Annotated in this window: 8 protein-coding genes; 5 read left to right on the forward strand and 3 right to left on the reverse strand. The window is 52.6% G+C overall.

The window, feature by feature from the left end; all coding sequences use genetic code 11:
• Positions 1-18: 18 nt before the first annotated feature.
• Positions 19-468 (reverse strand): flavodoxin family protein, encoded by a 450-nt coding sequence (locus VMW13_09425; protein ID HUV45035.1) that lies wholly within the window; start codon positions 466-468, stop codon positions 19-21.
• 332 nt (positions 469-800) lie between these two features.
• Between VMW13_09425 and VMW13_09430 the strand changes: the two genes are divergently transcribed.
• The 5 genes from VMW13_09430 to VMW13_09450 all read left to right on the forward strand — a co-directional run bounded on the left by VMW13_09430 (position 801) and on the right by VMW13_09450 (position 8,032).
• Positions 801-2,711, forward strand: coding sequence for an adenylate/guanylate cyclase domain-containing protein (locus VMW13_09430; protein ID HUV45036.1), 1,911 nt, complete (start codon positions 801-803; stop codon positions 2,709-2,711).
• A gap of 15 nt (positions 2,712-2,726) precedes the next feature.
• Positions 2,727-3,341, forward strand: coding sequence for a sigma-70 family RNA polymerase sigma factor (locus VMW13_09435; GenBank protein HUV45037.1), 615 nt, complete (start codon positions 2,727-2,729; stop codon positions 3,339-3,341).
• Positions 3,342-3,497: 156 nt separating this feature from the next.
• Positions 3,498-4,817: a GAF domain-containing sensor histidine kinase gene (locus VMW13_09440; protein HUV45038.1), complete on the forward strand. Its 1,320-nt coding sequence runs from the start codon at positions 3,498-3,500 to the stop codon at positions 4,815-4,817.
• Positions 4,818-4,885: 68 nt separating this feature from the next.
• Positions 4,886-5,746 (forward strand): MBL fold metallo-hydrolase, encoded by an 861-nt coding sequence (locus VMW13_09445; GenBank protein HUV45039.1) that lies wholly within the window; start codon positions 4,886-4,888, stop codon positions 5,744-5,746.
• A 249-nt stretch (positions 5,747-5,995) separates the two neighbouring features.
• On the forward strand, positions 5,996-8,032 hold the full coding sequence (locus tag VMW13_09450) for a FecR domain-containing protein (protein HUV45040.1): 2,037 nt from the start codon (positions 5,996-5,998) through the stop codon (positions 8,030-8,032).
• A gap of 569 nt (positions 8,033-8,601) precedes the next feature.
• Here VMW13_09450 and VMW13_09455 read toward each other — a convergent pair.
• Both VMW13_09455 and VMW13_09460 read right to left on the reverse strand, forming a co-directional pair.
• Positions 8,602-10,194, reverse strand: a complete 1,593-nt coding sequence (locus VMW13_09455) for a hypothetical protein (protein ID HUV45041.1) — start codon at positions 10,192-10,194, stop codon at positions 8,602-8,604.
• A gap of 425 nt (positions 10,195-10,619) precedes the next feature.
• Positions 10,620-12,482, reverse strand: coding sequence for an ABC transporter substrate-binding protein (locus VMW13_09460; protein HUV45042.1), 1,863 nt, complete (start codon positions 12,480-12,482; stop codon positions 10,620-10,622).
• Positions 12,483-13,382: the final 900 nt, after the last annotated feature.

Raw genomic sequence — 13,382 nt, forward strand, 5'->3', positions numbered from 1 at the left:
TACCATTCAGTTAATAAGCTACTTGATGCTCTTAGTAATTTCTTTTGCCCAGGCGGCGGCGCGCTCCAACTCCCCCTCTTTCAGTGGACCCTTTGTGCCCTTGACGAAGAAACCTGCAGGGCGCAAAACAAGATTACCACCCTTTCTTTTCAGGGTGCTGGCGATTCTTCCGGCGGCATAGCCGAAGATTTTAACCCATCTCGCCGAGAGTCTGGTATCGAACGTCGCGACACTGATACCCTTAATCGCAGTCCCTTTAATCATATCCAGGAAGGTTCGAGCCGCTGGTGTCGCTCTGCCCCCGTATGTTGGAGCACCGACAATGAGGAGGTCAATCGATTCCAGGTCGGAAGGGTCCACTGCATCGGCTCGAAGCACCTTAACATCGTCGGTAATGGCATCGCCAATCGCCCTGGCAATTTGCTCCGTATTCCCATAGACCGAGTCATAGACTATTAATGCTTTCATTACATACCTCCGAATTAGTATATAGTGTACGACCTATTGCTGAAAGCTACAAGTTGTTTTCAGCAGAATGGTATTTTAGTATACGAAGAATAATTCGAGATGAGAGTATTTTATCAGGAGCGTCCTGCTCTAGCTTAATTATACGCATCGCTGGGCAAACATCCCGACGTTTGTTAGTAGATTTGTGGCATAGCAGTTTTCAGGGGAGAGGGTCATCTGGCCTCTATGTGACAACGATATCGTTTAGGTAATCTTTAGATGGCCTGCGTAAATTTCAGGACTTCTTTAGTCTCCCTGCAATAGCATTGTACGGGGAGAAACTATTCGTAATCATGGACAGATTGAGGCGCTTCATGCATAAGCCGCGCGTCCGCTGGTTGTCGAAGCGAGGCCGCTACTCAAGAGGCATCCTCGTCGCTCTTGCCATTGGCGCGGCACTCGGTTTGATGTCTCATTTCAATCTGCTCTACGGGGCCCAATTGAAGAGCGGCGACCTCCTGTTTGGGTCGGCGTACCTGCAATCACCAAGACAAGCGGGCGAGATTGTCATCGTTGCCATTGATGATAGAAGCCTGGGTCAGCTTGGGCACTACTCTTCATGGTCACGGTCCTATCACGCGGAGGTGGCAGATGTACTCAGCAGCGCCGGTGCCAGGGTGATAGCCTTTGATGTTCTCTTCTCCGAACCGGCATCCGACGATGAAGTATTTGCAGCGTCTATTCGTAATGCTGGAAACGTAGTCATACCGCTTGCCTATGCTTCCACCACCAACAAGTTAACGGCCACAGGGACGATAGTTTTTCAGGATATCCTGAATCCGATACGGATTCTTCAAGAGAGTGCCGTTGCCGTTGGGCATGCCAACATTATTCCCGACGAAGATGGGGTTATGCGAAGACTGCCTATTACAATATCCGGAGGGACCGACCCCACCCCGGCGCTATCATTGACTGTTGTGGCCAGTTACCTTCGCCGGCCCCAGGTCATCGAATCTGCTATCGAGGACGACGTGCTGACTTTCGCAGGCCGGTCAATTCCGCTCGATAGTTCCGGAAACATGCTGATTAACTATACCTGTGACTCAGTTGCTCCGATGAGCTTTAAGACTGTCTCCTATGCTGATGTGCTTACCGGCAATGTTGAGCCAGACATATTTCAGGACAAGATTGTGATGATTGGTGCCACGGCAGTCGGACTTGGCGATACATTCTGGACACCCGCAGGGCGAATAATGAGTGGCGTGGAGATACATGCTACTGCGGTCGATACTATCCTGACTGCCAATTTCCTGAAGCCGGTTCCTGCCACTGCTACCGCTGCGTCGATTATGGTGTTGGCCTTTCTTTGCGGCCTTATGGTACTGAGGTTCAGGACGGTATGGTCTACCCTTGGATGTGTGTTACTCGGCATTGGGTACTACCTGTTCGCTTTTACGTTATTTGACAAGGGTGCCGTCATGAACACACTGTACCCGCCGCTGACTATTCTGGGTACGTTTGTGGGTGTGAATCTTTATAATATCGTCGTTGAAAGGCGTGAGAAAACAGAGATGGCGAAGACCTTCGGTCGCTATATCTCCGCCCCGGTAGTAGATAACGTTCTGACGGCATTAAGGGAGGGTGAACTGAAACTGGGTGGCGAGGAGCGCGAGATTACTGTACTCTTTGCCGATGTTCGTGGCTTCACCGGTATCACCGAGAGGACGCCGGTGGTGGAACTGGTTAAGACGCTGAACCGCTATTTATCGGTGATTATCGAGGCTACCCTCAAACATGACGGTATGGTGAACAAACTAGGCGGTGATAGCATCATGGCCGTCTGGAATGCTCCGATAGAGCTCAAGGATCATGCGATACTGGCTGTAAGAACGGCTATCTGTGCCTTGCGTGACATCAGGGAGTTGCAGGAACGCGAACCTGAACTTCCAAAGATGGACTTTGGCATCGGTATCAATACAGGGAAAGTAGTAGCAGGCAACATGGGGTCAGTAAACCGACTGGAATATTCCGTGATTGGCGATGCTGTAAACACCGCTGCCAGGCTAACTGATATTGCACCGGGTGGGGAGATATGGATTGGAAGCAATAGCCATGATCTTGTGAAAGGTAGCATTGCTACAGAGTCGTTGCCACCACTTGCTTTGCGAGGGAAACGTGAACCCGTCCACGCCTACAGGGTGGTCGATTGCTATGACCTGAGGGATGATAGCCAGAACAGCCGGATTCTGGTGGCAACCGGATAGCATACGGAGAAGACAATGGGAATTAAGGTAATAGAATATAACGAAGTACAGGTAACCGCCACACCCGCTGCGCGTGAGCTGCCCGACATTTCCGGGCTGGTAGAGAAAGCGGCGGCTGGTGATCTTGAAGCCTTCAGTGAAATCTACGAGGTATGCCTTAATCCGATATACCGATATGTTCTCTATCATGTCAGGGACATGATGACGGCTGAGGATGTCACCGAGGACGTGTTTATTAAGGCGTGGAAGGCAATCGAATCCTGCAAAGGAAGGGGTCGGACATTTATGCCGTGGCTCTACCGCATTGCTCATAATCACACAATCAACGTGCTTAAGAAAACACAAAAAAGCGTGTCACTGGAGACAGAAACACTCGTCGAGGCGGACGGTCCTGAAAAACAAGTCGCAGCCAGGTTCAGTCGGGAAACACTACTGGATGCGACAGGACGCTTGCCTCCGAACCAGAAACAGGTAATCATACTGAAGTTTATCGAAGGTCTGGATAACCGTGAGATCGGCGAAGTTATGAACAAGAAAGAGGGAGCCGTTAGAGTATTACAAATGAGGGCCCTGTCCAGGCTTCGCCAGCAGTTGGGTAGAACAGAATCAGAATATGCAGGCTGGTTGTGAGATGTTCTTCGAGAGTCCATTGTGAAGATTAACGAGGGCTGGACAACCGAAAACAGTACCCGCCCAGTATCCGGACACATGGATGTTGAACCGGCAGTTCAGGCGTGCTAAGCCGCTGACTCAACAAGTCCCACTTCAGCTCATAAGGAGGGGAAGATGGTGGCCAATACAACGAAATACGAGGAAACGAAACTCCTGACCAGACCCGGTGAGTACCAGTATGAGACGAGAATGGACCTTCTCCACAAGATTGGTGAGAAGGTTGGTTCGGTATCGGACCTTTCTAAGCTAGTCGAACAGATTGTCAAGATGACTCAGCATGCGATTGAAGCGTCTGCTTCTTCTGTGCTCCTTCTCGATGACAGCGGGAACGATCTAGTCTTCGACGTCGTATTAGGTGGGGCTAAAAGCACCCTGAAGCACTTGCGTATTAGCACACAATCGGGCATTGCCGGTTGGGTTGCCCTAAACGGCAAGCCGTTGATAGTCAACGACGTAAGCCAGGACGAACGTTTCAATCGGCAGATTGACAAGACCACGGGGTTTGTCACCAGGTCTATCATGTGTGCGCCGATGATAGTTCAAAGGAAGGTGATAGGGGTTCTGGAGGTGCTCAATAAAGACGATGGAACCGATTTCTCCGTGCAAAATTTGGAGACACTGCTGTCGGTAGCATCAACAGCGGCCATGGCCATTGAGAATCTAAGGCTGCACAAGTCTGCAATCGATGAGTATGAGAACCGGATAAAGATCCAGGAACAACTGCGGCACTCACAGCTCCTGGCTTCACTCGGGGAAATGACGGCTGGTATCGCCCACGAGATAAGTAACCCGCTAAGCAGTATTCTACTCCACTGCGATTTGATGCTATCGGAAGAAATGCCGTCCTGGCAGAATAAGGATTTGAGGGTCGTACGTGATGAAGCCAGGCGCGCCTCAAAGATAATGAGGTCCCTCCTGACCTACAGCCACCAGTCCAGTCCCAGGCTACGCCGTCTCGACTTGCACAAAGTGCTGAACAGGGTTATGGACATACGGCTATACACATGGGGTGCGCGGAGCATCACGGCGCACAAAAATTTAGCAGCTGGCCCGCTCTATATAAGAGGGAGTTCGTCACAGCTGACTCAGGTTTTCGTGAACCTCCTGCTAAATGCAGAGGATGCCATTAAAGAAGCGGCAAAGGCGAATGGCGGGAACATCATAGTTGCTTCACGCATACATGGCAAATGGGCAGAAGCGTCAGTTGCTGACGATGGCACCGGCATATCGGAAGAGAAGCTATCACAAGTGTTCAACCCGTTCTTCACCACCAAGGCAGTAGGGAAAGGTACCGGCCTTGGTTTAAGCACCTGTCGGGCTATTGTGACGGACCACAATGGCCTGATACGAATCGAGAACAATGATATGGGTGGTGCTACTTTCACGGTAGAACTGCCACTGAGCGCGGTTGAACATTCCGAGCCCGCAGCGTAATAACGACCGGTAAAAACGACCTGAAACTCCGATGTACTGGAGTGTCGGCGGAGGGAGATAGGAAGCTGATGAAACTTCGTGTTCTGGGTGCACACAACCGGGAGACGGCAACTACCAAATGTACTTCTTTGCTTATTGATGATGTCCTGTCGATTGATGCAGGCAGTCTGACCTCATGTCTTACCATTTCAGCCCAGAAAAGGCTAAAGGCTGTTCTTCTTACACATGCACATTTTGACCACATCCGGGATATTCCAGCCATTGCACTGAATCTTCATCGTGAATGTGCCAGAATCAAGGTCTACTCCACTTGCGAAGTCCGCAGCATGATTGAAACTCATTTGCTCAACGGAGAAATCTACCCCCGATTCCAGGACCTGCCCAGGGGATGGCCTACGCTCCAATTCAAGACAATGAGACCGTATGAACCGGAGATTATTTACGGGTACGAAGTTATCGCTATCCCTGTCAATCACTCGGTAACTGCCGTTGGCTATCAGGTCAGTGATTCCAGAGGTAACGCCGTATTCTACACTGGTGATACCGGCCCATTTTTAGTAGATTCCTTGCGCGACTTGTGCCCACAGATACTTGTCACTGAGGTGACCTTCTCTGACAGATATTCGCCCCTTGCCGCCGATACCGGTCATCTCACTCCGTCCGGTCTTCACAATGTGCTCGTTGGATTCCGACGGCTCAAGGGATACGTCCCAGGAATAATAGTGGTACATATGGACCCGGCAATGGAGAAAGAAATAAGCGAGGAAATTGAGGAGGTCGCCAGTGACCTGGGTGCTTCGATAACTGTGGCACGTGCGGATATGCTCGTGCCGGTCCCGGCTCCGGCTCCTTCTCCGGCTCCTTCTCCGGCTGCATCAATTACAGGGAAACGTTATCAGGGTTACACGGTTGTCAATTACATACCTTGACCAGTTCGTACTCCAACCTGTACCCGACAGCACATAACGTTATCCTTCCCTGTCGCTGGAAGACAAGAAAGAAGACTGGCCCAGAACCATACCTTACCCGTCCCCAGGACCAGGAGAGTTGAGATAATGAAGGTAAGTGTAACAAATTACGTTGGTCGATTGTATTAACAATAAAGAACCAGATTACAGGATACCCCGTAGAACTGCCCGGAAGGGTGCAGCAGTAACTGAGCAAGGGGAAACCCGGGAATGAAGAGAGAACTGGCAGAGACGCTGGACGAGTGCATCAAGAGAATAGCCAACGGAGAGACGGTTGAGGCCTGCCTGGCTGATTACCCTGATGTGCGTTCGAAGATTGAGCCGTTGCTATATACGGCATTGTCTGTTTCTGCCACTCCCGGGATAGTAGCCCCGGAAGCATTCAGGATCATGTCCGGTGCACGTCTGCTGGCACGAATTCGCAAGGAGGCCATACAACCCCAGGCGGCGAGACGCCAGCAAAATACATCACCGTTTGACATTCTCGGTCTCGGATATCAATGGTTACGGCAGGCTTTAACTGGTTTAGCAGGAATGAAGAGGACTGTGATTCCAGTAGCATTGACCGTATCTCTTATCCTTGGTGCTGCCATTGGCGGGCTACGTCTCATGTGGGCAGCCCCGGCCCTGGCATCTCAGTGTACCCTGAGTGTATTCAGCGGTAGTGTCGAGATACAGTCTCCAGAGGAGACAAGTTGGCAACAGGGTACTGACGGCATGACCCTGTCCGTAGGTGACCGCGTAAGGACGGCTATAAATTCCGGTGCGTTGCTTACTTTCTTTGAGGGTAGCACCATCAAACTCGAATCTGAGACCGACGTACAGATTCAGCAGGTCGAGCGTGCTCAGGATGAATCTGTCAGGATTACCCTGAAGCAATGGCTGGGCAGGACATGGAGTCGTGTGGTGAAAATGGCAGGTACAGGTTCCCATTATGAGATTGAAACGCCATCGGCAACAGCCGTAGTGCGAGGGACCCTGTTTTCTACCATTGTTGATGAAGCTGGATCGACAGAGGTTGCGACAACTTCGGGACTGGTTAGTGTGGTTGCACAGGGTGAAGAAGTATACCTGCCACCCAGTCAGAAGACCGAGGTACAGGCGGGAAGCGCTCCATCGCAGCCAGAGACAGTGCCTGCCATCCGGAATGAGCTCGTAGTTAGAGTTGACATGCCAGCGGTAGCCTCGTTATGCGACCCCACCGGCTCAAGTACCGGGACTCTGCTAACCGGTCTGTCGTTCAACCAGATTGCCGGCTCCCTGTCTTTAATACCGGCCGAAGGCACCCAGCAAATATCCGTACCTGATCCGATAGGTGGTGAATACGTTGTCGCTCTACGGTATCTCTCTCAGGGAACGGCGAATTTCAGTATTGAGGCTCAATCTGATGGCAAGCCGGTCTTTGGGCATAGCGGTGTTCTCGAAGCAGACGGCGAGGGTGGATGGCTCATACGCTTCAATCTTATAATCGAGAACAACCTGATTTCCGGTGGTGAAGTAGTCGGAACCGAGCCGCTTGGGGACGAGGCGCCCGAGAATATAGTGGAACCTGAAGCGGCTAAAGAAAGTCGAATACAATCAAAGCCACCCGGTCAGGATAAAAACAACGGGTCTACTCAAGGCGTGGAGCAAGACCGGGGAAGTGAAGATGTCCAGGAGCAGCGTCATAGCGAGTCTGGTGGACAGGCCCAGGATGAGGGCAAAGACCAGGGCCAGGATGGTGAACGTACCAAAGGTAAGAGTATGCCTGACGAAGAAGTTGACGAAGATACCCGCGATTTTTTGGATGACTTCTTCAAGCGAGTTGGCGAACAGACCCGGGCTGAAGACAAGGATCAGAGCCAATCTGGCAAACAGGACCAGGACAAAGACACGGATCTGAGCCCACCCGATCAGCAGGTCCAGGCTAAATACACAGGTCAGAGCCAACCCGACCAGCAGGTCCAGGATAAAAGCACGGGCCAGAGCCAACCCGATCAACAGGTCCAGACTAAATACACAGGTCAGAGCCAACCCGACCAGCAGGTCCAGGATAAAAGCACGGGCCAGGGCCCACCTGATCAGCAGATCCAGGCTAAATACACAGGTCAGAGCCAACCCGATCAGCAGGTCCAGGACAAAGACACGGATCTGAGCCCACCCGATAAGCAGGTCCAGGCTAAAAGCACGGGCCAGGGCCCGCCTGATAAGCAGGACCAGGATAATAATAGGGATCTGAGCCAACCTGGTAAGCCAGCACTAGGATAAAGATAAACTCCAGAAATGAGGCAGTTCTCCCTCAGAAATCAGCCAGGGTAGTGAGCCAGACTCTGGACTTCAGGAGAAGTCTTTTCCTGGTTCTACATACCATCTTCACCAACGAGGTGTATACCGGAATACCTGTCTGATACCAGGACAACAAGCGAAGTCTCGAATCTATCGTAGCTCGGAAAGCTTGCCCCAACCAACTTCAGCAGAGACGCCTTTAACCGTGCCACACTATGTCTGGGGCATACATGCCGTTCTCAGCAGGAACCCGCTGCCCGAGAGAAGAGCCTTCATCAGGAGCTTCACCAAGGATGTCACAGTCACCGGGCGGGAAGTCCTGCGCACTGCTGTTCAAACCAGGAGAACCCAAACCACCCCGCGGTGCCACTGAAGACAGGAAAGGCCGTGTGTTCTGGTTCTCCAACTACGTTGTACCGGCCTAATACATCCCTGCATCCCTAAAGAAGCCCGGCATTGTTTCAGTGGCGTGGTGTGCTTCTCCTTCGAGAAGCAGGTATAGGCGCAAGTCAGACCACATCCCGATGTTTGTTCAATCTACCCGCCTCGTCTTATCGCAGTGATTCAACACGGTCTTTCAGGTCTTGCCTGCTGGTCATTTCAGCAACGGTGTCCAAGAACTCCTTGACCGAGCCAGACTTGCTCCTCAGTTCCCTCAATTCGACCCCGATCGGACTGATAGAGCTTGCTTCGTCAGCGTATGTACCGTGCCAGGCGAAGTAGGCCTGATTCAGTTTCCTGATGTGGTAGCCCTCTGAAGCCAGATGCTGGCGCTTCCGCTCCATGAATTGCTCAGCTGCTTCGACTTCTCCCCTGGCCAGATAGTCATCAACCGCCAGCCTTATTTCCCTCATCTCCCGGTCGAAGTCAGACGTATCCTCTTGAACTTCTCTCTGCCCCGGGTAGTATCTGTCGCAGATATCCTTGCCAATCTCTTCACTTATCATGCCTGCGGCAGTCTCATTCATGGTGGCTACCTCGTAATTCCGCGATATACCAAGGAGGTCCAGCATGTATTGAAAACCCAACGGCTTAAAAGCCAGGTATTGATGTATCCATTCCTCAACTGCAGTCTCAATGGTGAAGTACAGATTATCACTATTGGTAACAAAGCTAGGGTAAGCTCCTGCAAAACCCCCAAGCCTTACTATCAATGAAGAAACACCCAACTTATCGACCTGAGCCTCGATGCTTTCTATTTGCTCAGGGCTGAGATTCGGCTGCAACATGATTTCTCTCATGCTCTCTATTCTGCCTCTCGGCGAGATTACCAGCAGGCGGGGCAGTGTTGTGAGCCTCAGATTCACCGGCGGGAAACCGAAGATGTGCTCTTGAATCAATGCGTCCTTTATCTGATTCTCCAGGATCTTTTCCACCGTGTCCTGTAACGGCTTTCTGCGGTCCTCGGTGGCAGCGAAATACTCGACAACTATGCCTGGCGGATTGTCAAGGTCCTGGTCTATGCTGCGTACCCATTGACTGAATTCATGTTGAAGACTGGTAGCCTCCCATACTGGAATGCTGAAACGATAGGACTCCACGATTGAGCTCAACTGCGTATTGAAATTGTTGCCAGTGGTACAACCTCCACCGAGTAAGTAGGCTGATAGCAAAGTGATAGCAAGAATACCGGTCAGTACACAGATGCACCAACTCGTGAGGCAGGTCATAACGGCGTGGCCGGTATTGAGACCCAGAGTTTGCCTCACCGCCACAATACCGGCAATGAGAGCCCAAATAGATGAGCCAAGCCACAGAAACCCTCCTATCACAGGGGTGAACAGGAAGATCCCCAGCACTGCGGGAGAGGTCGAGAAGCCGACAGCACGAAGCAATCCTCCCTTTGTGGCCGATACCCTTGAGCCCTTGAATGCCTTCATTCCAATGATATAGACAATGAAGGACCACATAAGCCATCCAACGAGCGAGCCAAGCAGACCGAACAGCAGGCCCCAGACCGACCATATTCCTGCCCATCTGAATACTCCGGCTACGCCAGCGCCTATACCTGTTGCCAGGCTTACCAATACCACGGTGAGGAATGCACGCCCACTGGCAGTAGTCTCGGTCCCTACTTCCTCATAGAGGCTGATATCGAGCTTTGCTGCCCGAAGCATCCTGCTAACAAGTGACGGTGAGCGCACGTCCCGCTTCTCCTTAGCCCCGATTTGCTAATACCGACACATCTTCCATGACCTGCAACGTGTTTCAGTCTACGGTATCCTGGTCAATGAGAATAGGCAAGCCGTTGTACAATACATTTCATCGGGACGTGTGACTTTCTGGAGGTCGTTCCAGCTATTTCTAGAGGAGACAAGCCGGAATCCGGTTATCCGGAGTGAGAAAGCATCAATCCCGCCTGGCAGCAGGTTCTTCAACCACTGTGGTCGTTCTCTAGCTGAAGCAATTTCCACGGGTCCCTTCGCCAACGCCTGCACCCTCTCGCGGACCTGCCGCCTTGTCGCGTGATCAGGTATCGGTGACCGGCTACGTAGAATGAAGACTGGGGGTATGTTAGCATACCCCCAGTCAATTTGTCCTGGCGTGTGGAACGGTGTCCTGTCCGGTACTAGTCTCTGGTTCCGGTCACCTCTTCCTTGAGGTCCTGGTCTACCCAGACATACCTGAGTACACCGGTGTTCTCACCGGGGTCAGGCCCGACGCTCACTTCACCGACATAGCCCTTGAGCCAGGGTGTCCAGAAGAGGAACCAGGCTGGTGTCGGTATCGGAATCTCCCAGCATTGGTCTATCTCGTAGAGGCACTGCAGGCGGCGAATTTCCGATTGCTCTGCCGGGTCTATCGTCTCTACGAGCTCTTCGTATGTTGCCTGGGCGTAGTCGTCGACGACGTTAGCGAAGGCATAGACCGAACGAACCCCTTCAGCAGAGACCCATCCGCCGTGAGCCCAGCCGAAGGCATCATCGATGGCGTTGTTGCTCCAGGAGATGTAGCTCATTCCGGGGAAGGACCTCACCCACAGCTGGTTGCCGAAGGTGGTGGATTCCACCACGTCTATCGTCATTTCGATGCCGACATCGGCAAGCCAACTCTGGACCAGGGACATCACCTCGATGCCGCGCGGGTCGGAGGCGGAGACCTGGACGTCGGTGGCGAAGCCGTTGGGGTAGCCGGCCTCGGCCAGCAACGCTTTGGCTTCTTCCGGGTTATATCCGTAGAGCAACTGGCTGCTCTCCGGCAGCTCCTCCAGCGGTGTGTAGTGGTCGGCGAAGGAGGGCATCACCGGCCAGGTGAGCATGAAAGCCCTGCCCTCGTAGTAGTCCTCCAGGATGGCAGGCTGGTCTATCGCCATGGAGATTGCCTGCCGTACCCGCTTGTCACTGTAGGGTGCGATGTCGGTGCGCGGCCACATCGTGTTGGAGCTGTCTGGCTGTACCATCCTCATGAGCAGCTCTGGGTTCGACTCCAGCATACCGTCCACCTTGTCGGAGGGGACCCACTGCCAGTCGGTCTTGTACGTGCGCAGCGCCGCCAGCTGGGTGGTCGTGTCAGGTATCACAATCATCTGGAGCTTGTCGATATAGGGCAGCCTGTTCTCGGGGAAGAAGGGGTCGAAAAGGTGCCAGTTGGGGTTCCTGCTCCAGGTCAGCGAGCTGTCGGTAACGGCGTCTTCCAGCATGAACGGCCCGATGCCGACCTGGTGACGAGGGTCCTCACAGTCGCCGAACTCCTCCACCACTTCACGCGGCTGCATGTACATCCAGTTCATGACGCCGTGCAGCATGCGCGTGGTCGGCTCGTCATAATTGAGCTCGAAGTTGAACTTGTCGATCTTCACGAAGAACGGCGGATCCTGCTCCTCCGGCGGGTAGTAAACGTTCCGCGGGTCCAGCGACCCCCGTTCAAACGAATACTCGACGTCGTCGGCAACGAACTGCCGGCCGTTCATCGGCGGGCGGTTGTGCCAGTAGACGTTTTCGCGGAGCTTGAAGACAATGGTATCCAGGTCGATAATCTCCCAACTCTCCGCCACGTCGCCCATGAGGAACGGGTCGGGAATATAGGAAGACGTGAACGGGCACTCGTTGGTGCCCTGGGGCCCCCTTGACCAGTCGGCCGTACCCAGTCGTCCGTAGACGTGAAGCGCGTTGGGCAAGGAACGGGTCGAATTCACCGGGTCGAGGAGTTGTGTCGGCGTACCGCTGGCCGAGATGAAGGTGATGCTACCCCCGTATCGGGGTTTCTCCTTCAGTTTCCCCATAGAGTCCAGGACCATCTCCGGACCCTTTTCCTCAACGGCAGCCGGACCTTCCTCTTCCTCTTCTACCTTTGGAGCATCCTTCTCTATGACCTGCCCCTTAACTGTCTCTGTTATTTTCTTCTCCTCGACTGCTGCCGGCTGGCAGGATGACAGAACCAGCGCCGCCACCATTAGCGAAGACAGCAGGAGCCATACAGCTTTTCTTTTCATCTCTTCTCCTTTTTTGCCATACAGGTTAGGGTTCCACCTTTGTATTACCATATATATCAAGCGCTCTCCCGGCGCGTATCAAGGACAGTTTCCTCTTCTATCTCTATCTGTGTTGCTACAGACTCCACCTTCCCACACCACGACCAGACCAGTGACTGCACCTCTTAATAGACAATCTTGACGTACAGGTACCGGTCTTGGTCATAGATTATACGCATCAGGATGTATGATGTCAATAGTAATAGATGGTTATTATGACTCCGGTTAACGCGCTGTCATCGTCCCATCGGGGTGGTTATGGGTGGACTGGTCTCATCTTGAAGGAGCAGTATCCAGGTTGTGACCCAAAAGACTAACCTGGGCCGTGGTTGTCTGTATGCCTTTCTGGTTAGGGGCCCTGCTGCTAAACCCGACAATATCAGCCTAAACCCGATAAAGCCCGGCTATGCCCGATTACCCCCAGAGCTCCGGTCACGGGAGGGAGTAGCAGCGCTTAATTAAGCCGGTGGATGGTCATCCCAAACATCCCCAGCACTCTGGTTTTCCCCAGCAGGACCCCAGTGTATTCCTCCAGGCAACCAATTACTGCACGGTATGGTAAGGTACATTTACACTTAAGCACAAGAACTATATAGTTCTGCTTACGTGCACAGGCGTCCATTGTAATCGACAATACATGGTTTGTCAAGTAGTAAACCGTACGATGTCGGTGTTCTACGATATTGTCACCATCTAACTGTTCCGGGAAAATGTCACCATGAAGGAGATGGTGGTATTGAACAGGAAAGAGCAACGGAGGCTGGTGGTATTGAACCGGGTGGAGGCAAGGAAGATGGTTGGCAGGGAAGCAAGTGAGGTATCAGGTCTCTCCCTGCGCCATGTGAGAAGGCTTCTGGCAGC

Source organism: Dehalococcoidales bacterium, from assembly GCA_035529395.1.
Taxonomy (GTDB): Bacteria; Chloroflexota; Dehalococcoidia; order Dehalococcoidales; family Fen-1064; genus DUES01.

Excerpts from the sequence above, each read along its gene's own strand:
- VMW13_09445 (HUV45039.1), top strand. The coding sequence starts at position 4,886 with ATGAAACTTCGTGTTCTGGGTGCACACAACCGGGAGACGGCAACTACC.
- VMW13_09425 (HUV45035.1), bottom strand. The coding sequence starts at position 468 with ATGAAAGCATTAATAGTCTATGACTCGGTCTATGGGAATACGGAGCAA.
- VMW13_09440 (HUV45038.1), top strand. The coding sequence starts at position 3,498 with ATGGTGGCCAATACAACGAAATACGAGGAAACGAAACTCCTGACCAGA.
- VMW13_09450 (HUV45040.1), top strand. The coding sequence starts at position 5,996 with ATGAAGAGAGAACTGGCAGAGACGCTGGACGAGTGCATCAAGAGAATA.
- VMW13_09460 (HUV45042.1), bottom strand. The coding sequence starts at position 12,482 with ATGAAAAGAAAAGCTGTATGGCTCCTGCTGTCTTCGCTAATGGTGGCG.
- VMW13_09435 (HUV45037.1), top strand. The coding sequence starts at position 2,727 with ATGGGAATTAAGGTAATAGAATATAACGAAGTACAGGTAACCGCCACA.
- VMW13_09430 (HUV45036.1), top strand. The coding sequence starts at position 801 with ATGGACAGATTGAGGCGCTTCATGCATAAGCCGCGCGTCCGCTGGTTG.